Source organism: Labrys sp. (in: a-proteobacteria), from assembly GCF_047605565.1.
GTDB classification, from domain to species: Bacteria; Pseudomonadota; Alphaproteobacteria; order Rhizobiales; family Labraceae; genus Labrys; species Labrys neptuniae.
Genome location: NZ_JASGFM010000024.1, coordinates 1 through 22,091 on the forward strand (window position 1 = coordinate 1; position 22,091 = coordinate 22,091).

Here is a 22,091-nt window from a genome sequence, read left to right on the forward strand (position 1 = left end):
CCAGGGCCAGATGGACCGCTGGTCGATCGTGACCACGCTGAACTATCTGCCGCATGACAAGGAAGTCGACATCGTGCTGGCCAAGGCCAAGCACTATCAGAAGAGCCCGAACGGCCGCGACATCGTCAACAAGATGGTGCGCGTGGCCGATCTCACCCGCAACGCCTTCATGAATGGGGATCTCTCCACCGTGATGTCGCCGCGTACGGTGCTGACCTGGGCCGAGAACGCCAATATCTTCCACGATATCGGCTTTGCCTTCCGCGTCACCTTCCTCAACAAGTGCGACGAGCTCGAACGCAGCCTCGTGGCCGAGTTCTACCAGCGCGCCTTCGGGGCGGAGCTGGCCGAAAGCTCGGTCAACGTCGCGCTGACGTAACCCGGAGCGCGGACGTCCTCGTCCGCCCCTGGAAATACCACGCTCGCAAGAGAGGAAGAGCGGACGAGGACGTCCGCGCTCCCAGGATTGACGGCATCATGACCACGACGAACCGCAAGCCCGGCGAAAAGCCCAAGGACGTTCCAAACGACGCCTTCAAGCGCTCCGTCGCCGGGGCCTTGCGCGCCATCGCCCGCAAACCGGATCTCGAAGTGACCTTCGCTTCGGAAAAGCCCTTGCTGATGGCCGACAAGGCGCGCCTGGCCGAGCCGCCGCGCAAGCTCGACGCCCATGTCGCGGCGATCGTGCGCGGCCAGGCCGATGCGATGGCGCTCCGTCTCGCCTGCCATGACCCGGCAGTGCATCGTCGCCACGCCCCGCAGAACGAGCAGGCGCGCAGCGTGTTCGATGCCGTCGAGCAGGCCCGCTGCGAGTCGATCGGTTCACGCCGCATGGCCGGGGTGGCCAACAACCTCACCGCCATGCTCGAGGACCGCTATTTCCGCGGCGGCAAATATGAGGACATCCGTGTCCGCGAGGAAGCGCCCGTCGAGGATGCCCTCGCCTTGATGGTGCGCGAGAAGCTGACCGGCCTTGCCCCGCCCGAGCCGGCGCGCAAGCTGGTGGATCTGTGGCGCCCTCTCATCGAAGAGAAGGCCGGCAAGGACCTCGCCCGCCTCGACAGCGTGATCGAGAACCAGCGCGCCTTCGCCCGGGCCATGAACGACCTCCTGACCCATATGGGCCTGTCCGAGGAAGCCCAGGCCGACAGCGACGATTCCGACGACCGCGACAACGACGCCGAGAGCGAGCAGGAAGGCGAGAACCAGGAAAACCAGGGCGAGGTCCAGGACGATTCCGAATCCATGAAGCTCGAGGAAACCGAGAGCGAGGACGAGGAATCCCAGGACGGCGAGACGCAGGACGCCGAATCGCCCTCCTCCGACCTGCCGGACGATACCGAGACGGGCGATGCCGAGGAAGCGGCCCAACCCTGGCGCCCCCCCGAGCATCGCGACAATGAGAGGCGCGCCAGCGACTACAAAGCCTTCACCACCCGCTTCGACGAGATCGTCGAGGCGGCGGATCTGTGCGACCCCGAGGAACTCGATCGCCTGCGGGCCTATCTCGACAAGCAGCTTTCCAGCCTGTCGGGCGTGGTGGCGCGCCTGGCCAACCGGCTGCAGCGCCGCCTGATGGCCCAGCAGAACCGCTCCTGGGATTTCGACCTCGAAGAAGGCATGCTCGATCCGGCCCGGTTGTCGCGGGTGATCATCGATCCGACCTCCGCGCTCTCCTTCATGCGCGAGCGCGACACCGATTTCCGCGATACGGTGGTGACGCTGCTGATCGACAATTCCGGCTCGATGCGCGGGCGCCCGATCACGGTGGCGGCCACCTGCGCCGACATTCTCGCCCGCACGCTGGAACGCTGCGGCGTGCGCGTGGAGATCCTGGGCTTCACCACGAGGGCCTGGAAGGGCGGGCAGTCGCGCGAGAGCTGGCTGCAGGCGGGCAAGCCGACGTCGCCCGGCCGCCTCAACGATCTCCGGCACATCATCTACAAATCGGCCGACGCGCCCTGGCGCCGGGCTCGCAAGAGCCTCGGCCTGATGATGCGCGAGGGCCTGCTCAAGGAGAACATCGACGGCGAGGCGCTCGCCTGGGCGCATCAGCGCCTGCTCGGGCGCTTCGAAAGCCGGCGCATCCTCATGGTGATCTCGGATGGCGCTCCGGTCGACGATTCGACCCTGTCGGTCAACACCGGCAATTATCTGGAGCGCCACCTGCGCTGGGTGATCGAGGACATCGAGACGCGCTCGCCGGTGGAACTGATCGCCATCGGCATCGGCCATGACGTCACGCGCTATTACAAGCGGGCCGTCACCATCGTCGATGCCGAGGAGCTCGGCGGCGTCATGACCGACAAGCTCGCCGAACTCTTCGAGGAAACCGGGGCGTCGGGCTCGCGCCGAGCCGCGGCGTGAGCTCCCGGCAGCCGCCTCTCTGGCATCGGGCCCTGTTCGGGCCGATGCCCCTGGCCTATCCCCTGGCCGCGGTCTGCGCCGGCCTCTATTTGCTGGCCGTGCTGTTCACGGCCTGGCTGGCCGGCTCGCCCGAGAATCTGGGGCGGATATTCTGGCAGCCTTCGCAGGGGATTCTCTACGCGCTCGGCACCGGCGGCCAGGTGCCCTTCATCCAGGGGCGGGTATGGACCGTGTTCACCGCGCCCTATCTGCATGGCAGCCTGCCCCATCTGGCGCTGAACCTGTTCTCGCTGCTCCAGGTCATGCCGATGGTGGAGCGGACCTATGGCCGGCTGCGAGCCTTCGTGATCTACGCCATCGGCGGCATTGCCGGTGCCGTCGCCTCGGTGCTGTGGGGCGAGGTGTTTTCCCTCGGCGCCTCCGGGGCGATCTTCGGCCTGCTCGGTGCCATCGTGTTGTACGGTGCCCGGCGCGGCGACGCCTTCGGCCGGGCGCTGATGACCAATGCCGCCTTCTGGGCCGGCCTCAACTTCCTCTACGGGCTGCTCAATCCCGGCATCAGCAATGCCGGCCATTTCGGCGGCTTTCTCGGCGGCCTGGCCGCCGCCGTGCTCATCACCCGGCGCATCGGTCCTTTCCAGGACCCCCGTCGCCTTGCCTTCACGCTTGCCAGCCTGGCACTGCTCGCCCTGGCCTTCGGGCTTGGCAACACGACCTCCCGGGTCTGGCAGTTCAGCATGAATGACCAGAGCGCCGCGACGAACAGCGGCAACGAATCGGCGGCTGCGGAAGTCCACATGCTGCGTGCCCTCGTCCTGGCCCAGCGCGACGATTACGAGGGAGCGCTCCGGGAAGTGGATCTTGCGATCAAGGGCGGACGTGACGATGCCGTGGCGCTCAACCTGCGAGCCTGGTCCCTGTTCAAGCTCGGCCGCGCCGAAGAAGGCCTGGCCGATGCCGAGGCTGCGGTCAAGGCGGCGCCTGACGAAGGCGCCATCCTCGACACCCGCGCCCATATCTACGAAGCCCTGGGCCGGCGCGAGGAGGCGATCGCGGACTACAAGGCAGCGCTGCGCCTCATCCCGAACGAGCCCGAAACCCAGGCGGGGCTGAAGCGGCTGACCGGCGAGAATTGACGACACATCGAGCCGAGGCAATCCCTCCCCTACCCAGGCTCGCCCGCGTTTCCTGAAACGCATTCCGGGCGTAGCCGAACGCGATCGAGGTCTCGCTTCGCGGCGAAACATGCTCCCACCCGTATCTCGATGCATTTGCAGGCATGCGACCACGGGGCCAGAATTCCGATGAAGGCATGGATCATGTTTTGGGCTGTCGCCCTTGGCGCCGCGATGATGGCGCAGCAGGCGCTGGCCGCCGATGACGGTGCCGGTGCCGGTGCCGGTGTCCGCCGGATTATCGTTCCTTCCAGGGAGCGCGCCACCGATCTCGAGGTGACGGTATGGTATCCCGCCCGGCCCGGCGGCGAGCCCGTCATGCTCGGTGACGGCGTGTTCTTCACGGGAACGCCCGCACGGCGCAATGCCCCCATCCGGCCGGGGAAATTTCCGCTCATCCTGCTCTCCCACGGAGCTGGCCTGGCCGGCAACGCCCAGGCCCTCAGCTGGATTGCGGCCCCCCTGGCGGAGCAAGGTTTCGTGGTGGCGGCCCCCACGCATCCCGGCAACACCGGGGCAAACCGGTCCGCCGCGGAGACGACGAAGCTCTGGCTGAGGCCCGCCGATATCAGCGACAGCCTGGATGCGATGGAGAGGGAGCCTTTCTTCAAGGATCATTTGAGTGTCGGCGACATCGGCGTGCTCGGCCTCTCCATGGGCGGCAACACGGCGCTGGCTCTGGCCGGGGCCCGTATCGATCCCAAGCTTCTGGCCGCTTATTGCGACACCGATCGGCTGAATCCGTCCCTCTGCGATTGGGTCCGGCAAAGCCGCGTCGACCTTCACGCCCTGGATCTGCAATCGGCCGACCGGAGCGGTCGGGACAGGCGCATCCGCTTTGCCATGGCGATCGATCCGGCTCCCATCGATGTCTTCGACTTCGAGAGTTTTTCGAGCATCGACATCCCGGTTGCCCTCGTCAATCTCGGCCGGGCCGAAAGCATCCCGCTGACGGCGCAGGCGGCGGGGACCGCCAAAGCCATCCCGGTCTCGACCTATGCGACGATCGCGGATGCCAGCCATTACAGCATGTTCGCGCTGTGCAAGCCGGGCGCCGAGGAGATCGCCAAGGCGGAGAAAGTGGGGGATCCGATCTGCTCGGACGGCGGGGGCCGGTCCCGACAGGCGGTTCATGCCGACCTGATCGAAAGGGCAGTGGCCGCATTCAGCAGGGCATTGCGAACCACCCCGTAGAGCGTCGGTCCCTACCACCGAATCGGATGCATCGAAGGCGGAGCGCTCTAGCCGGCGTTCCGCCCTTCCGTATCCTGATGCTTATCGGACACCACCGGAGACGGCCAGCACCTCACCGGTCAGCCAGCCGGATTCGCCCGAGGCCAGGAAGACCGCGACGGGCGCGATGTCGCCGGGCTGGCCGATGCGTCCGAGCGGCGTCTGGGCCACGGTCTGGCTTTCCAGGTCGCCGCCGATGAAGCCGGCGGCATGCACGCCTTCCGTCTCCACCATGCCGGGGTTGATCGAATTCACCCGGATCTTCCTGGGGCCGAGTTCCTTGGCCAGCACCCGCGTGATCGAGGTCACCGCTCCCTTGGTGGCGGTGTAGACCGACGTGGCCGGGAAATTCACGTCGGTCGCAACCGAGCCGATATTGATGATGCTGCCGCCCTCGGGACCGAAATGCTTCTCGGCCTCCTGGCTGGCCAGCAGCAATCCGAGCACATTGGTGTTGAACTGGCGATGGAACTCGGCTTCCGTCACCTCTTCGAGCGGCGCGAAGGCATAGACGCCGGCATTGTTCACCAGGACGTCGAGGCGGCCATAGGCCTTCTCGGCCTCAGCGAAGATGGCCTTCACCTCTTCCGCCTTGGAGACGTCGCCCTTGACGGCGATCGCCTTGCCGCCCTTGGCGGTGATCTCCGCGACGACCTTCTCGGCGCCATCCCGGCTCGAGGCATAATTCACCACGACGGCGGCGCCTTCGGCCGCCAGGCTTTTCGCAATACCCGCGCCGATGCCCTTCGAGGCACCGGTAACCACGGCGACCTTGCCTGCCAATCTGCTCATTGAATATCTCTTGGTTCGAGTGACAATGATTCGATACTTAGATAATCATCGAAATGAAACAAGAGCAGGCGATGGAAAATTCTGGTGCGCGCCAGCCGTCAATTCGTTGCCGCTAGAGCAAAACGCGTTCGAATGTGAACGCCTATTTGCTCTAACTCTTTGTTTGGACGCGTCTTTGCGATTCTTGGTGACTCCGTCAAATCGCAAAACGCTCAGGGATCCGTGTGGACCGCAGCAGAAGTGTCAGCCGGAGACTGACATCCTAGCGGGGGCAGATGCCTGGCTTTCAAGATGTCAGCCCCGCTCCATCACTTGATGGAGCTGTGAGGCTGACACTCCCGATCCCGCTCGATGCAACTGTCGAGCTAAAGGCTGGCCAATTCGCGCAGATAGGCATCCAGCGTCTCGCGCTTGAGCACGAGCGTAGCGAACTTGCCCTCGCGGACGATCTCGATGAGCCCGGCATTCTCGAGCTCCTTCATGTGATGGGACAAGGTCGCCGGTGTGATCTGATGCTTCTGCTGCATGCAGGCGCAGGCCATCGAGCCGCCTTGAGCGGCGATTTCCTTGAGGATCTGAAAGCGCCGCGGCTCGGCCAGCGCCCTGGCGATCAGGGTGCATTGGCGCTCCGTCAGCGCGACTGGCGCGGTCATCGTCATGATGAAGCCTATATCATGTCTGCGATGGGCCGGCGCAATATCGCGGTGCGCGGCTTGCGCTAAGCGGAGCGCACCCCCACTTTGCCTTGATTCGGCCTTGTCCATCCGCTCAACATCACCGATGTCCGTGTCTTCGCTTCCCCTTCCCTTACGCTTTGCCCTGCGCGAATTGCGCGCCGGCATCCGCGGTTTCGGTATTTTCCTGGCCTGCCTCGCCCTCGGCGTCATGGCGATCGCCGGGGTGGACGCCATCTCCAGCGCCCTGTCGGACGGGCTGCGCAGCCAGGGCCGGGTGATCAATGGCGGCGACATCGAGTTCACGCTGGTGGGGCGCGAAGCCAATCCCGAGGAGCTCGCCTTTATCGGGCAGCAGGGCCGGCTCTCGGTCGCCGCGAGCACGAGGGCGATGGCGCGCACGCCGGACGGGCAGACCGCCCTGGTCGAGATCAAGGCGGTCGACCAGGCCTATCCCCTGCTCGGCACGGTGGAGTTCGGGCAGGGCAAGCCGCTGTCATCGACCATTGGCGGCCAGGGCAACCGGGCCGATGCGGCGGCCGACGCAGCTCTGTTCGCCCGCCTCGGCCTGCAACCCGGCGCCAGCGTCACCATCGGCAACCTGACGGTTACCCTGGCCGATCGCCTCATCGGCGAGCCGGACAAGATCGCCGGCGGCATTTCCTTCGGTCCGCGCCTGATGATCACCCTGGATGCGCTGCGCGAGAGCGGGCTGATCCAGCCGGGATCGCTGATCCGCTGGCGCTATCGCCTGGCGTTGCCGCCGAATATCCCGCCGGATGCCATCAGGCAAAAGGCGAACGAGACCTTTCCCCAGGCGGGCTGGGAGGTGCGCACCCGCGACGACGCCTCGCCGGAACTCCGCCGCGGCATCGAGCGCTTCACCATGTTCATCACCCTGGTCGGGCTGACGGCCTTGCTGGTGGGCGGTGTCGGCGTCGCCAATGCAGTCCGCGCCTTCGTCGAGCGCCAGCGCGACAACATCGCCACGCTGAAGACGCTGGGAGCCGGCGCGAACCTCGTCACCGGCATCTATCTCACCCAGACCCTGCTGCTGGCTGCCCTCGGCATCGCCATCGGCCTTGTCGCCGGCGCCGCCCTGCCCTTCATCCTGGCCTATGGCTTCGCCGACTACCTGCCGCTGCCGATCACACCAGTGCTCAATCCGGCAGGGCTGGCGCTCGCCGCCCTCTACGGCCTGCTCACCGCCCTGGCCTTCTCGCTGCTGCCGCTCGGCCGGGCCCGTGACATCGGGGTATCGGCCCTTTTCCGCGACGCCATCGCCCCGACACGGCGCTGGCCTGCGCCCATCGTGCTCGCCTTTGCAGGCCTGGCCGTCGCTGCCCTGATCGCCCTGGCGGTGTTCTTCGCCGCCGATCGCAAGGTGGCCCTGGTCTATGTCGGCTCCGCGCTCGGCGCCTTCATCCTCCTGCGCGTGGTGGCGAGCCTGTTGATGGCGCTGGCCCGCCGGCTACCCCGTCCACACAACACGCCGCTGCGCCTGGCGGTTACCAACATCCACCGGCCAGGCGCCGCCACCCCCTCCGTGGTGCTGTCGCTCGGCCTCGGCCTCTGCCTGCTGGTGGCGCTGACGCTGGTCGACGGCAATATCCGCCACCAGCTTTCCGCCGCCATCCCCGACAAGGCGCCGAGCTTCTTCTTCGTCGACATCCGGCGGGCGGATGCCCCCCGCTTCGACGCCTTCCTCAAGCAGGCCGCGCCGCAGGCGACCAGCGAACGCGTGCCCATGCTGCGCGGCCGCATCGTCAGCGTGAAGGACGTGCCGGCCGAGAAGATCAAGCCTCCTCCGAACATCGCCTGGGTGCTGAGCGGCGATCGCGGCGTCACCTTCACCGATGCGGTGCCGGCCGGCTCGCGTGTGGTCGAGGGCCAATGGTGGGCCCCCGACTATAGTGGCCCGCCACTGGTCTCGCTGGAGCAGGAGGTCGCGCATGGCCTCGGCCTCAAGGTCGGCGACGACATCACCGTCAACGTGCTCGGCCGCAACATCACCGCCAAGGTCGGGGCGCTGCGCAAGCTGGAATGGCAGAATTTCGGCATCAATTTCGTGCTGGTCTTCTCGCCGAACACCTTCAAGGGCGCGCCAGTAACGGATATTGCCACCCTCACCTTCCCGCATGGGGCCGACGATGCCGTCGAACTCGGCCTGCTCAAGCAGGTCGCCGACGCCTTCCCGATGGTGACCGCCGTGCGCATCAAGGATGCCCTGCAGAGCTTCGCCGATCTCGCCAGCCAGCTCGCCATGGCGATACGGGCCGCCGCCGCCATCGCCCTCGTCGCCTCGATCCTGGTGCTGGCCGGCGCTCTCGCTGCCGGGCAGAGCAGCCGGCTCTACGACGCCGTCATCCTCAAGGTGCTGGGCGCCACGCGCCGGCGCATCCTGCTCGCCTTCATCCTCGAATACGGGCTGCTGGGCCTTGCCACCGCCCTGTTCGGTGTGGTCGCCGGCACCGCTTGCGCCTGGCTGATCGTCACCTATCTGATGAATTTCGGCTTCACATTCCTGCCGGGACCGGCTTTCGGAGCCGCTTTCGGCGCCCTGGCGCTGACCATCCTGTTCGGCCTTGCGGGCACCTGGCGCATCCTGCGCCAGAAACCCGCCTCGCATCTGCGAAGCCTGTAGAGCTGGATGGCCGATGCCTGGAATGACAAGCGTTTCAGCCGAAATTCAGGCGATGAAGATCGACCACCCCAAGGTGGCATGCCGGCAACATTGCAAGCAATTCACTTAACTGTTTCAATGGAAAGCACTACATAAGAGCAAGCTTTCTGCGGCATGTGCCGCATCTGGAGAGACACATGGCTTTCAATGATCCTCGTTTCTCGGCCGGCACCGTCTCCGACGTCCGCGCCGGAGCACCGGCGATCGATCAGGGCCTGCGCGCATTCATGCTCGCGGTCTACAACCACATGACCTTGGGCGTGGCCATCACCGGCCTGGTGGCGCTCGGCGCCTATATGGCTTCGGGGATCGTGGTCAACGAGGCGGGCAAGATCGTCGAGCTGAATTCGTTCGGCATGTTCCTGTTCAACTCACCCTTCAAGTGGGTCGTCGCGTTCGCCCCCCTTGGCATGGTGTTCTGGATGAACATGGGGACGGAAGGTCGCTCGGTTCAAACCACGCGCGTTCTGTTCTACGTGTTCTCGGCTCTCATGGGCCTGTCGCTGTCGACGATCTTCCTCGTCTACACCCATGGCTCGATCGCTCGCGTCTTCTTCATCTCGGCCGCCAGCTTCGGTGCCCTGAGCCTCTATGGCTACACCACCAAGCGTAACCTCTCGGCCTTCGGCGCCTTCCTGATGATGGGTCTGATCGGCCTGCTGCTCGCCAGCCTGGTCAATCTGTTCTTCCCCTCGGGCATGCTGACCTTCATCATCAGCGTCGCAGGCGTGGGTATCTTCGCAGGCCTGACCGCCTATGACACCCAGATGCTGAAGTCGCTCTATGTGGAGAATGCGCACAGCTTCAGCCGTGACGAGGGCGAGAAGCTCGCCGTTCATGGCGCGCTGACGCTCTATCTCGACTTCATCAACCTCTTCATCATGCTGCTGCGCCTGCTCGGCGACCGCCGCTGATCGCAGAAGAGTGTTGCACGGATTGCACCGGCCGGGATTTCCCGGCCGGTTTTGTTTTGGGAAGAGCGCCACCCGCTTCGGACAGAAAGAGCGCCCTCAGTCGAGCTCGCGCAGTGCCCGGCGGATGATCTTGCCCGACGAGGTCAGCGGCAGCGCATCCACATAGGCGATCACGCGCGGATATTCGTGGGCGGACAGGCGCTCGCGCACGAAGAGCTGCAGGTCGGCGGTCATGGCGTCCGACGCGGTGAAGCCCGGCTTGAGCACCACGAAGGCCTTGACGATCTCGGTCCGCAGGGTGTCGGGCATGCCGACGACAGCCGCCATGGCGACGGCGGCATGGCGCATCAGGCAGTCCTCGATCTCGCCGGGTCCGATGCGGTAGCCGGCCGAGGTGATGATGTCGTCGCCGCGGCCGACGAAATGCACATAGCCGTCGATGTCGCGGCGTGCCTTGTCGCCGGTCATCAGCCAGCCATCGCGATATTTCGCCGCGGTGGCGGTGGCATTGCCCCAATATCCCAGGAACATCACCGGATCGGGCGCGCGCACGGCAATCTCGCCGATCTCGTCCGTCGGGCTTTCCTGCCCCTCTTCGTTGACCACCGCCACGCGATGGCCGGGCACGGCCTTGCCGATGGCGCCGGGCCTGGAGACGCCGAGCTCATGGCAGGAGCCGAGCACGAGATTGCATTCGGTCTGGCCGTAGAGCTCGTTGACCGGAAAGCCGAAGGCGGCTTCGGCCCAGGCATAGGTGCCCGGCCCCAGCGTCTCGCCGGCCGACATGATCGAGCGCAGATGGGTGCGATAGACCTGACCGGGCTGATGCGCCGCCTGCAGCATGCGCAGCGCCGTGGGCGGCAGGAAGGCATTGCGGACCTTGAAGTCCCAGAGCAATCCCAGCACCTCGTCCACCGAGAACTTGGCATGAAGGCCGGCCACCACCGGCACGCCCAGGGCCAGGCTGGGCAGCAGCACGTTGAGCAGGCCGCCCGCCCAGGCCCAGTCGGCCGGCGTCCACATCACGTCGTCGGGCCGGCCCAGGCCCGGATGGGCAAAGCGCAGGCCGGGAATATGGCCGAGCACCACGCGATGGCCGTGCACGGCACCCTTGGGCTGGCCGGTGGTGCCGGAGGTGTAGATCATCATGGCCGGATCGTCGGGCGTCGAGGCGACCGGCGCCAGTTCCCCCTTTGCTCCGGCGATCAGACGACGGAAGTCGAGCGCCCCGCCGCTGGCGCCATCGACGCTGATCACCGTCTCCAGGTCGGGCAGCCTCGCCTCGATCTCGCCGAGCTTGGCGAGCCCGCTTTCGTCGAGCAGCACCGCCTTGGCCCCGGAATCGCGCAGGCGGAAGCTCAGCGCATCCGGGCCGAACAACACGGCGAGCGGCAGGGAGATGGCACCGAGCTTGGCCACGGCGAGATGGGCGATCACCACCGCCGGCGATTGCGGCAGCAGGATCGCGACGCGGTCGCCCTTGCGGATACCCAGGCGTTTCAGCGCCAAGGCGAAGCGGTCGGAGGCCTCGCGCAGAGCGCCGTAGCTGACACGCTCGCTGCCGCCGCCAGGAAGCCGGCGCAGGATGGCGAGCCGGTCCGGTTCGCGCCGGGCCCAGACGTCGCAGACATCGACGCCGATATTGTAGCGAGCCGGCAGCTCCCAGCGAAAATCGCGCGCAGCGATGTCGTAGTCTTGCTTGTCCAGCTCGTTCATGCCGCACTCATCCCCCGAACAGGCCGCCGAAGAGGCCTCCGGAGCTTTTCACGCGCGTAGGCCGGCGTACCACGCGCACCACCGGGCCGGCCCCGAAGGCCTGCGCCTCCTCCGGCCGACTGGGTTCACCGGCGACCGCCATGGCCCAATAGACCCGCTCGCCGGCCCTGGCAATGGCAATGCCGAAGCGGGTGGCACCCGGCATCAGCAGATTCTCGTCATGCTCGGGCGAGTTCTTCCACTGCTTCATGGCGTCGAGATCGGTATAGGTGCCGTAGGAGACGTTCTCGCCGATCTTGGAATCGTCGAGGCCAGCCGATTTGACGCGGGTGAAGAAGCTGCCGCCGATCGAATGGGAGAGCTGGTTGGCCGAGGCCATGGCATTGGCCTGGTTCTGAGCGAAGGCCGTCAGGCGCGAATCGAGCGCCACCGCGGTGAGGCCCTTGCTCTGGCGATATCGGGTCAGCCAATCCCGGGCCTCGGCGGGATTGAAGGATACGGGGCGGCGTTGATAGGAAACGGTTTCGGGCTTTTGCGTCAGGGCGCAGCCGCCCAATCCCAAGGTAACACCCAAGACAAGAAAAGCGGCCGCAGCCACCCTCATACGCGACATCGAGTTCTCCACGGTCAGGATCCCGCCGGGGCCGGCGGGGTTGAAGGCTTGGCGGCGGCCGGCTCCGTGGCAGGAGCCTCCGCCTCGGGCTTGTCGCCCTTGAGTTTGGCGGTCATCGCCGCCTGCAGTTCGGGCTCGAACAGGATGACCCGCTGCGGCGGCGCCGCAGCGCCCTGGCCTTGCAGGCGGATGCCCTTGGCCTTGAAATTCTTGAAGATACGGGCCAGCAGGTCGCTCTTCACGGCAACCTGCGTCTCCATGCTGGCGACCATCACGATGAGCTCGAACTCCAGCCCGGCATCCATCGAGGTCATGTAGACCTGGGGCCTCGGCGTCGGCAGGATGCGCGGATCATCCTCCGGCGCCGCCAGCATGGCCGCCTTCACCGCATCGATGTCGCTGTCATAGAGCACAGTCAGGGCGATGCGCAGCCGGCTCCAGGTATTGCCATAGACCCAGTTCTTCACCGAGCCGGTGATGAGGGTCGAATTGGGGATGATCAGCGTGGCGCGGTCATAGGTCTCCAGCGTGGTCGAGCGCACGCTGATGCGGCGGACATAGCCTTCCTCGCCGGCAGCGGCGATAATGTCGCCGACGCGGATCGGCCTTTCGGCCAGCAGGATCAGGCCGGAGACGAAATTGCCGGCAATGCCCTGCAGGCCGAGACCCAGACCGACCGAAAGGCCGCCGGCGACGATGCCGATATTCTGCCAGCTCACGCCGATCTCCGACAGGCCGGCGGAAATGGCGAGGATGAAACCGAGATAGCCGATAATGGTGGCGATCGAGTTCTGCACGCCCGAATCGAGGGAGGTGCGCGGCAGCAGCGTGTTGCCGAGCCAGCCCTTGATCAGGCGCATCACCGCCCAGATGATGATGAACAGCACCACGCCGCTGATGATCGACGAGGGCGAGATCGTCAGCTCGCCGATCTTGAAGCCGAAATAGGCACGCTGGATCGCCGGTGCCATGTCGGTGGAATAGAGGCCGAAGGGCAGGCCGAGGCTGCCGACGGCAAAGGCGATGATCAGGAAGCGCAGGACGCCGGAGAGCAGGGTTGCCCCGAACGTCACCTGCTTGGCGGTGACGCCGATGGTGCTCGCCACGGCGCGGCGGCGGTCGACGTCCGAGATCAGCCTTTCGGTCAGGGCCGAATCGACCAGGGTGGTGAGCAGATAGCTTGCCGCAACCACGCACAGGACGAGCAGCGGAAAGACCGCCGCCGCCACCGCGAGCGTGCTGTAGCCGATGGCAAGGCACACGGCCATCACCAGCACGGAGAGCCACCCGATCGGCCTGAGGATGTCGAGCCCCGTCAGGTCCTCGTCTGGTGTCAGCGTACGCCCGTCCACCACTGTCGGCGGCGCGCTGCGCAGGCGGATCAGCAGGGAGACGATGATGCCGAGATAGATGATGGCCGAGATCGTCTCGCGCGCGACGCTGAGGGAGGGATCGGCGTGGAGATGTTCGATGACGCCATTCAGGAGAACGGACAGGCCAAGCGCCACCGCGAGCCAGCCCATGCGCCGTCCGATACGGCGGACGGCCCAGTCGCTCAGCGGCAGCAGGCGCAATTCGGCGTGGCCCTCGGCCAGCACCGCCTGCGCCAGCGCCCACAGGCCGAAGCCGATCGAGGATGCGGCGATCAGGCTCGAGCCGTAATCGGCGAGCACTTTCTCCGGCAAGAGCCCGGAAAAACCGAAGGCCAGTACCGCCACGGTGATCCCGACCGGCACGCCGAGCATGATATGGGCTATGCCGAGTACCGCATCGAGCGAGGCGACGTAACGCCGCGACGCCCGCTTGCTGCGCGGCAGGCGCAGGCGCCAGCGTTGGATACGCATGCGCAGGAACTGCGTGACGGCATAGCCGATGGCGATGGTCAGCAGGAAGATGGCGATGCTGGTGGAATTGACCCTCGATGCCAGATAGCTGCTATGGCGTGAAAACTCCCCCCTCGCCAGCTCCCCGGCCCTGGGCAGGTTTTCCAGCACCGGAAGCCAGAATTCGGCCGAAAAGGGGCTGTTGCCACTCTTGAGCAGGCGACCGGTGAGTTGCTCACGCTGCCGCTCGGTGATGGCATTGGAGAGGTTCGCCGCCCGTGTGGACTGGTCGCCTGCAACCTTGACCGCGTCGGTGAGCTGCTTTTGCAGATTGCCCTGCGTACTGCGTGTCTCAGCGATGTCAGCGCTTTCGGACGGATCAGGATCCCCCAGCTTTGCCAGCCTCGCCTTGGACTGATCGAGCAAGGGCGAAACCGTCGCTTGCAGCGCGGAGAGATTGGTGATGGCCGTATCCACCGTACTGCGCAACTCATCCAGCGTCTTGGATGCGTTCTCCTGATCGGCAGGGAGGCTGTTCAGTGCCGCTTCCACCCCGTCGAGAGACTTCTGTTCCTTGGCCAGCGCGTTGTTGAAAGGGCGAACGGTGATGGTGTTGCCGAGCTGGTCGGCGCGCGAGATCTGCTTTTGCGTCTCGGCGGCGACATCGTTCAGCTTGGCGAGCAGGTCGGAAGCCGCCTTGCGGGCGTCGGTCGTAGCCTTGGCCTCGGGCGGGTCGACCGGCTTGGGCTGCGGCGGAAAGGCATCGAGCGCCGCCTTGGCCTTGTCGCGGGCCGGGATCATGGTGCCGAGCAGCGCGACGAGATCGGCACGCCTCCTGCTGACCGTCTCGCGCAGGTCCTGCAGGGATTTCTGTGCCTCGTCGCCACTATCGGTGATGGTGGCGAGTTGGGTCGCGATATCGTCGAGAGACTTCTTGTCGAGGGCAAGCCCCGTCTGGAAACCGGTCAGGGCCTGGTCGTCCTGCGCCCTCGCCGCCATGGGCGCAGCCAGGAGCGTGAAAAGCAGGCTGCACAGCAGCAAAAGGCGGGAAAGCGAACGAAACATGGCGCGAAACTAGAGTGTTTTGTGCTTCGGTGGAATTACCAAGAAGCGCAAACACGCAACGAAACGGGGGACCAGAGCAAAGGAGCGTTTCCGCTGGACAGGCCTTGCTCCAGGGGCTGTTGCCGCCTGATGGAAGAAATTGCGGGCGGCATTATGGCGTAGAAGCCGTTTTGGGCACCTAAATCAGCCCGCTGGCGCCCTCAACTCGAAGATATCGAGGGCGTATGGGCCGACATCCTCCTCGAGATGGCGCCATCCCAACCCGGCGTAGAAGGCACGCTTGTCGCTCTCGGCGCAGAGATAGGCCTGGGCGAAACCACGGCTGAAGGCCAGCTTCGCCGCAGCCGCCACGATGGCGGCTCCATGCCTCAGGCGACGGAATTCCGGCTCGATCCACACCGCGGCGACCCAGGGCGCCAGGGCCGGTCGTTCTTCCAGATCGCTGGCGATCAGCGAGGCCGTGCCGACGAAGTCGCCGCCCCGGTGAGCTACCAGGCAAGCCGGCAACACTTCCCTGGTCGTCAGGTTTTCTGCAAACAGGCCCGCCACGGTCTCCAGGCTCTCACCCTGTTCCTGCCACCAGGCCCGCCAGACGCGGTCAGCGACCGTCTCGAGGAAATGCGGCTGGTCACGCAGGTCGGAAATCTCGATCGTGCTCACACTCAACTCTTTTCAATCAGATCGATGAAGCCCGGCTCGTCCAGCACCAGGAAGCGATCGTGGTCGAGCGTGCGGAAGCCGTGCTGCCGATAAAACCGCAACCCCGCTTCATTGCCGGCATCGAGATCGAGCCGCATGAAGCGCGCGCCACGCTGGCGGCCACGGCGGGCCGCCTCCGCCAGGAGGCGGATGCCGATGCGATCATTACGCCATTGCGGCGCGACATAGAGGTCGACCACGAAGACGCCATTGGCGCCGCGCCAGGTCGAAAAACTGTCCTGGTGCACGAGATAGCCGGCCAGGACACCTTGGGACGCTTCCGCCACGGCTATGCCGATGCGCGGAACCGCGCCGAAAGCCTCGGCCCGCAGGATGTCACCTGTGGTACCGGCCGCCACACCGAACAGCGCCGCAAGCTCGCCCACCATCGCCGCGATGGCATCGCAATCCTCCGGCGTGGCGGGACGGATCTGCATCAGCGCGGCCGGATGCCGATGATGGCGCGCGCCTCGTCCGGCGTGGCGATCGCCAGGCCCAGTTCCTCCAGGATGGTGCGGATCTTGGTGACTTGCTGGGCATTGGAGCTGGCGAGCTGACCCTTGCCGATCCATAGATTGTCTTCCAGCCCGACGCGGACATGGCCGCCCATCACCGCCGCCATGGTGCCGAGCGCCATCTGGTTGCGGCCGGCGGCCAGCATCGACCACTGATAATCCTTGCCGAATAGCTTGTCGGCCGTGCGGCGCATGTCGACCACGCTGTCGGGATTAGCGCCGATGCCGCCGAGGATGCCGAGCACGGTCTGCACGAAGAGCGGCGGCGTCACCAGCTTGCGGTCGAGGAAATGGGCGAGCGTGTAGAGATGGCCGACATCGTAGCACTCGAATTCGAAGCGCGTGCCGAGCGGGCCCATGGTGGTGAGGATGTGCTCGATATCTTCAAGCGTGTTCTTGAACATGCCGCCACGGGTCGCTTCCAGGAAGGGCACCTCCCAGTCGTGCTTCCACTCACGCGGCCGGTCCAGCATCGGGTAGAGCCCGAAATTCATGGTGCCGAGATTGAGCGAGCACATTTCCGGCTGCAGGCTCGCGGGGCCTTTCAGGCGCTCCTCGATGCTCATGCGAGCCGAACCGCCGGTGGTGATGTTGACGATGGCGTTCGTGGCCTGGCGGATGCGGGGCACGAACTGCTCGAACACGGTCACATCGGGCGTCGGAGCCCCCGTCTCGGGATCGCGCGCATGCAGATGCAGCACGGCGGCCCCAGCCTTTGCCGCTTCGATGGCTGAGGCGGCGATCTGGTCGGGCGTCACCGGCAGATGCGGCGACATCGAAGGGGTGTGGATCGAGCCGGTGATCGCGCAGGAAATGATGACCTTGTTCGCCATGACAGCCTCTATGCTCCAATATCCTTGAGGGCCTGGCGCAGCGATACCGCAAAGCGCCCGGCAATTTCGCTCAACTCGCCGTCGGTGGCGTTGTAGGGCGGCGCCAGGATCACGGTATCGCCCTTGATGCCGTCGACATTGCCGCCCGAAGGGTAGCAGATCAGCCCGTTGGCGAAGGCGCGCGCGCGGATCTTGAGGAACAGCGCCTTCTCCGCCGGGAAGGGCTCCTTGCTGTCACGGTCGGCAACGATCTCGATGCCGGTGAAGAAGCCGCGGCCCCTGATATCGCCGATCTGGGCAATGCCGTGGAGGGCATCGGCCAAAATGCGCTTGAATTCCTCGCCCTTCACGGCGACGCGTTGCACCAGCCCGTCGCGCTCGACGATGCGCTGCACGGCGACGCCGGCCGCACAGGCGGCGGTATGGCCGGTGAAGGTGTGGCCGGTCTGCGGCCCGCCGTCGACGGCGTTGATCGGCTCGGCGACCCTGTCGGAATAGACGGCCGCCCCAAGCGGCAGATACCCGCCGCCCAGGCCCTTGGCCACCGTCATGATGTCGGGGAAGACGCCGTCATGTTCGAGCGCCCGCCAGGTGCCGCAGCGTCCGGCCCCGCACATCACCTCGTCGGCGATCATCAGCACGCCATGGCGATCGCAGATCTCGCGTACCTTCCCGGCATAGCCCGGCGGTGCCGGCACCACGCCGCCGGCCGCGCCCACCACCGGCTCGAAGACGAAGGCGGCGACCTTGTCGGGGCCGAGTTCCAGGATCTTGTCTTCCAATTCCTGCGCGCAGGCCGCGCCGACATCCTCCGGTGCCACGCCGGCCGGCGGCCGGTAGACATTGGCGGGCGATATCAGCGGCACGTCGACGAGCGCGCCCTCGAAGGAAAGGCGGCGTTCGCGGAAGCCCGAGAGCGCCAGCGCACCCAGCGTGTTGCCGTGCCAGGAGCGCTCGCGCGAAATGAAGCGCCGCCGGCTCATCTCGCCCCGGGCGGCGAAATATTGCAGAGCGAGCTTCAGGGCCGATTCGACCGCCTCCGAACCGCCGGAGACGAACACCATCTGCTTGAGCGTGCCGCCGCAGAGCCGGCCGACACGCTCGGTCAGCTCTTCCAGGGGATCGGAAGTGAAATTGTAGCGATAGCCATGGGCGATGCGGTCGAGCTGATCCTTGATCGCCTGGTTGACCTCTTCATTGCCATGGCCGAGGCAATAGACGGCCGGGCCGCCCGAGCCGTCGAGATAGTGCTTGCCGTCGACATCGGTGAGCACGAGGCCCTTGCCCCAGGCGATCTTCGGCAAGCCTGCCCCCGCCACCGAGGTCGATTCCGCGACGTCGCCTGCCATTCCCGTCTCCATGCCCCAGAGTCGCGCGCCGATCGGTTCGACGCCCTGTTTTGTAGGACTTATGGAAGGTCGCATCGCCGGGCGTCAAGCGCGGCATCTTTACCCTCCCCTGGAGGGGGAGGGTCGGCCCACAGGGCCGGGGTGGGGTGAAAATACGCAGACGGTGATGATGGTGACTTTCATTTTGTGAAGAAGTCACCCCACCCCGAGGCTTCGCCTCGACCCCAGGCACTTCCAAGCGGAAGCGCCGATCCCTCCAGGGGAGGGTAAAATGTCCGTACGCCCAGCATCTTGATCTTGGCCTGCAATCCACGCATGGTCCGCTCTTTCGCCGGCAAAGGCGGCTTGGGGCACTTTTCATGAATATCGATATTGCCAAGAGGGTGTATGATCGGACCTGGAAGCTCGATCCGATCGTCCGCAGCCTCCTGGACACGGACTTCTACAAGCTCCTGATGCTGCAGCCCATCCATGCCCGGCATGAGAATGTGCGCACCACCTTCACCGTGATCAACCGCACCAAGTCGATCAACCTTGCCACGGTGATCGACGAGAAGGAACTGCGCGACCAGCTTGACCACGCCCGCACGCTGCGCTTCGGCAAGCGCGAACTGATCTGGCTGCGCGGCAACACCTTCTACGGCAAGCAGCAGATCTTCCGGCCTGAATTCCTCGACTGGCTCGCCGATTTCAGCCTGCCGGAGTATGATCTGCGCATCGAGAATGGCGATTATGTGCTCGAATTCGACGCGCCCTGGAGCCAGGCCACCATGTGGGAGGTGCCGGCGCTCGCCATCATCAACGAGCTGAAATCCAGGGCCGCCACCCGTTCCATGGGCCGTTTCGAGCTCGACATCCTCTATGCCCGCGCCAAGGCCAAGCTGTGGGACAAGATCGAGCGGCTGAAGAATCTGGAAAACCTGAAAATCTCCGATTTCGGCACCAGGCGGCGCCATTCCTTCCTGTGGCAGAGCTGGTGCGTGGAGGCGATGAAGGAGGGCCTCGGCTCGGCTTTCGTCGGCACCTCCAACGTGCTGCTCGCCATGAACAACGATCTGGAATCGATCGGCACCAACGCCCATGAGCTGCCCATGGTCTATGCGGCTTTGTGCGAGGAGGATGGCTGCCTGCGCGAGTCGCCCTACAAGGTGCTGGAAATGTGGCGCGACTTCTATGACGGCAATCTCTTGATCGTGCTGCCCGATACTTTCGGCACCGCCGCCTTCCTCGAACGAGCCCCCGACTGGGTGGCCGACTGGACCGGCATGCGCCCCGACTCCAAACCGATCCAGCAGGCCGGCGAGGAGATCATCGCCTGGTATAGGGCGCGCGGCCGCGACCCGGCCAAGAAGCTGATCATCTTCTCCGACGGCCTCGACATCGATTCCATCGAGACCGCCCATAAGAATTTCAACGGCCGCATGCGCCCCTCCTATGGCTGGGGCACCAATCTCACCAATGATTTCCGCGGCTGCGGTTCGCACCCCATCCCTCTGCTCGATCCGATCTCGCTGGTCTGCAAGATCACTTCGGTCAACGGCAAGCCGGCGGTGAAGCTCTCGGACAACCTCGCCAAGGCCACCGGCGGCAAGGAGGCGATCGATCGCTACCTGAAGGTGTTCGGCGAGGAAGGCCGCGGGGTGCAGGCGGTGAGCGTATAGCATCGCTTGCACCGGGACATTGCCCTTAGGATCGGCGTCACTCCGGTAGTTCGACCGCCACCCGTCGGCCCAGCGGCCGCTTCAGCAACTGCGCCGCGATCACGCCGGCGAGCACCAGGCCGCCGCCGATGACGTGGTAGGAGCGGATCGGCTCGCCCAGCATGACGATGGCGGCGAGCGCCGTGAACACCGGCAGCAGGTTGAGGAAGATGGCACAGCGGCTGGGGCCGAGCTGCTCGACGCCGCGGATCCACAAGACCGGCAGCACCACCGAGGCCGCACAGCCGGCATAGGCGATCAGCGGCAGCGTCTCCGTGTTGAGGGCCCTGAGCGGTGCCGGCGTTGCCAGCAAAGCCGGGAACATCACCGCCAGAGAGCATAGAGCCTGCATGTAGGTCGACTGCCAGCCCGAGACCGGCAGGTTCCAGCGCTTCAGCAGCACCGAATAGAGCGCGTAGACGAGGCCGGCCAGCAGCATCAGGGCATCGCCCGGATGTACGCCGTCCCGGGCCAGGCTGGCGAGATCGCCGGCGCTGACCAGATAGACGATGCCGACGATCGAGAGGATGCCGCCGCCGACCATGCCGATGGTCGGCCGCTCGCCCAGCATCAGCGCGCTCAAGGCCACCGTCAGCAGGGGCGACAGCGCCGTGAACACCGCCATGTTGGTCGCCGTGGTCGAGCCGGCGGCGAGATAGGACAGGCTCTGGAACAGGCACATGGCCAGGAAGCCGAGCACCGCGAATTCGCCGAGATGACGCCACAACACCGCCCGGTTGCGCCAGGCCGGCAGGCCGACGAAGAGGGTCATCAGGCCGATCGCCAGGACGAGACGATAGAAAGTGATGGCTTGCGGCCCGATGGCATGGGCCGACAGCCTGGAGACGATGACGTTGCCCGCCCACAGGACGATGGCGAAGAAGGGATAGAGCAAGGCGAGAGGTTTGGAGGAAGAGGATTTAGAAGACATGGCGCACCCGTGGAATGGAGGGGCGGAAACTGCCTCTTTTCACCGCGTCCGTCTCACGCTAATCTAACATCTACTATCGTGATTGGGACATGCTGGACGATCACACCACCCGCCACCTCGCTTTCCACGACACCGAGCGCGCCGTCGTGGCGATGGAGATCGATTATCCCGACGGTTCCGATACCGGCTGGCATGCCCATCCGCGCGCGCAACTGCTCTACGCCATCCAGGGCGTGATGATCGTGCGCTCGCAGGCCGGCAGCTGGGTGGTGCCGCCCAACCGCGCCGTCTGGCTGGTTGGCGGCCTGGAGCACGAAGTGCGCATGTGCGGCGAGGTCAAGATCCGCACCGTCTTCATCGATCCCACCGTCTCCGCTACCCTGCCCGGCGACAATTGCGTGATCGCCGTCTCGCCCCTGCTGCGCGAACTGATCGTTGCGGCGGTCGCCATCCCGCTCGATTATCCCGCCGGCGGCCGCGACGAGAGGCTGATGCAGCTGCTGCTCGACGAGCTCAGGCTTCTCGATGTCCTGCCGCTCCATCTGCCGATGCCGAGGGATGTCCGCCTGCGCACCGTCTGCCGACACCTGATCGCCCATCCCGAAAACGAGGAGACGGCGCAGGACTGGGCGCGGCGGCTCGGCATCACGCCCAAGACGGTGCACCGGCTGTTCGCCAGCCAGACGGGACTGACCTTCGGGCAATGGCGCCAGCAGGCCCGGCTGCTCTTCGCCCTGGAGCGTCTGGCCAGCGGCGCCCGCATCATCGATGTCGCCTATGACAGCGGCTATGCCAGCCAGAGTGCCTTCACGGCGATGTTCCGGCGGCATTTCGGCCTGCCGCCGAGTGATTTCTATCGCTGAGTACGCCATGCCCCGCCTGGCAGCAGCCATGGGCAGGGGATGACAGCCGCCTGCCGTACCGCCGCCTCGGCATGCCCACAGGACTTGCCGACAGGGCTTGCCAAGCCCGCCTTCCTTGCGTCAAACAGGCGTCCTCCCTTTTCCGG

General features: G+C 65.7%; 17 protein-coding genes and 1 pseudogene. 8 read left to right on the plus strand and 10 right to left on the minus strand.

What is annotated here, in order from left to right:
- The 4 genes and pseudogenes from QM672_RS20120 to QM672_RS20135 all read left to right on the plus strand — a co-directional run.
- A pseudogene (locus QM672_RS20120) lies at positions 1–379 on the plus strand (cobaltochelatase subunit CobS); the annotation flags it as partial.
- A 98-nt stretch (positions 380–477) separates the two neighbouring features.
- Positions 478–2,367 (plus strand): cobaltochelatase subunit CobT, encoded by a 1,890-nt coding sequence (gene cobT, locus QM672_RS20125; RefSeq protein WP_311937668.1) that lies wholly within the window; start codon positions 478–480, stop codon positions 2,365–2,367.
- Positions 2,364–3,503: a rhomboid family intramembrane serine protease gene (locus tag QM672_RS20130; RefSeq protein WP_415084682.1), complete on the plus strand. Its 1,140-nt coding sequence runs from the start codon at positions 2,364–2,366 to the stop codon at positions 3,501–3,503. Before cobT ends, QM672_RS20130 begins: the two co-directional genes overlap by 4 nt.
- Before the next feature lie 183 nt (positions 3,504–3,686).
- On the plus strand, positions 3,687–4,736 hold the full coding sequence (locus QM672_RS20135) for an alpha/beta hydrolase family protein (protein ID WP_415084684.1): 1,050 nt from the start codon (positions 3,687–3,689) through the stop codon (positions 4,734–4,736).
- Positions 4,737–4,817: 81 nt separating this feature from the next.
- On the opposite strand, the gene QM672_RS20140 is transcribed toward QM672_RS20135, so the two are convergent.
- Both QM672_RS20140 and QM672_RS20145 read right to left on the minus strand, forming a co-directional pair.
- Complete coding sequence (locus QM672_RS20140) at positions 4,818–5,567, minus strand: glucose 1-dehydrogenase (protein ID WP_311937672.1); 750 nt, start codon at positions 5,565–5,567, stop codon at positions 4,818–4,820.
- Between the two features lie 365 nt (positions 5,568–5,932).
- Positions 5,933–6,226 (minus strand): helix-turn-helix domain-containing protein, encoded by a 294-nt coding sequence (locus QM672_RS20145; RefSeq protein ID WP_311937674.1) that lies wholly within the window; start codon positions 6,224–6,226, stop codon positions 5,933–5,935.
- A gap of 121 nt (positions 6,227–6,347) precedes the next feature.
- On the opposite strand from QM672_RS20145, the gene QM672_RS20150 reads away from it, so the two are divergent.
- Positions 6,348–8,885, plus strand: coding sequence for an ABC transporter permease (locus QM672_RS20150; protein WP_415084687.1), 2,538 nt, complete (start codon positions 6,348–6,350; stop codon positions 8,883–8,885).
- Positions 8,886–9,061: 176 nt separating this feature from the next.
- A complete protein-coding gene (locus QM672_RS20155) occupies positions 9,062–9,838 on the plus strand; it encodes a Bax inhibitor-1/YccA family protein (protein ID WP_311937678.1) in 777 nt (258 codons plus the stop codon).
- 96 nt (positions 9,839–9,934) lie between these two features.
- Here QM672_RS20155 and QM672_RS20160 read toward each other — a convergent pair whose 3' ends face one another.
- From QM672_RS20160 to QM672_RS20190, 7 genes are all read right to left on the minus strand, one after another.
- Entirely contained in the window at positions 9,935–11,554 is a 1,620-nt protein-coding gene (locus QM672_RS20160) for an AMP-binding protein (RefSeq protein WP_415084690.1), read from the minus strand.
- Between the two features lie 7 nt (positions 11,555–11,561).
- Positions 11,562–12,167, minus strand: a complete 606-nt coding sequence (locus QM672_RS20165) for a CAP domain-containing protein (protein WP_311937682.1) — start codon at positions 12,165–12,167, stop codon at positions 11,562–11,564.
- A 14-nt stretch (positions 12,168–12,181) separates the two neighbouring features.
- Positions 12,182–15,055 (minus strand): DUF3772 domain-containing protein, encoded by a 2,874-nt coding sequence (locus tag QM672_RS20170; RefSeq protein WP_415084692.1) that lies wholly within the window; start codon positions 15,053–15,055, stop codon positions 12,182–12,184.
- A 183-nt stretch (positions 15,056–15,238) separates the two neighbouring features.
- Positions 15,239–15,715 carry a GNAT family N-acetyltransferase gene (locus QM672_RS20175; RefSeq protein WP_415084694.1) on the minus strand — a complete coding sequence of 159 codons (477 nt, stop codon included), beginning with the start codon at positions 15,713–15,715 and terminating at the stop codon, positions 15,239–15,241.
- Between the two features lie 2 nt (positions 15,716–15,717).
- Positions 15,718–16,191 carry a GNAT family N-acetyltransferase gene (locus tag QM672_RS20180; RefSeq protein WP_415084696.1) on the minus strand — a complete coding sequence of 158 codons (474 nt, stop codon included), beginning with the start codon at positions 16,189–16,191 and terminating at the stop codon, positions 15,718–15,720.
- On the minus strand, positions 16,191–17,102 hold the full coding sequence (locus QM672_RS20185) for a 3-keto-5-aminohexanoate cleavage protein (RefSeq protein WP_415084698.1): 912 nt from the start codon (positions 17,100–17,102) through the stop codon (positions 16,191–16,193). The genes QM672_RS20180 and QM672_RS20185 overlap by 1 nt, the downstream gene beginning before the upstream one ends.
- 8 nt (positions 17,103–17,110) lie before the next feature.
- Positions 17,111–18,451: an aspartate aminotransferase family protein gene (locus QM672_RS20190; protein ID WP_415084700.1), complete on the minus strand. Its 1,341-nt coding sequence runs from the start codon at positions 18,449–18,451 to the stop codon at positions 17,111–17,113.
- 359 nt (positions 18,452–18,810) lie between these two features.
- On the opposite strand from QM672_RS20190, the gene QM672_RS20195 reads away from it, so the two are divergent.
- Entirely contained in the window at positions 18,811–20,112 is a 1,302-nt protein-coding gene (locus QM672_RS20195) for a nicotinate phosphoribosyltransferase (RefSeq protein WP_415084702.1), read from the plus strand.
- A gap of 37 nt (positions 20,113–20,149) precedes the next feature.
- On the opposite strand, the gene QM672_RS20200 is transcribed toward QM672_RS20195, so the two are convergent.
- Complete coding sequence (locus QM672_RS20200) at positions 20,150–21,082, minus strand: DMT family transporter (protein ID WP_415084704.1); 933 nt, start codon at positions 21,080–21,082, stop codon at positions 20,150–20,152.
- Between the two features lie 89 nt (positions 21,083–21,171).
- Here QM672_RS20200 and QM672_RS20205 point away from each other — a divergent pair, with 89 nt between their 5' ends.
- Positions 21,172–21,945 carry an AraC family transcriptional regulator gene (locus QM672_RS20205; RefSeq protein WP_415084706.1) on the plus strand — a complete coding sequence of 258 codons (774 nt, stop codon included), beginning with the start codon at positions 21,172–21,174 and terminating at the stop codon, positions 21,943–21,945.
- The last annotated feature ends 146 nt before the right edge of the window (positions 21,946–22,091 follow it).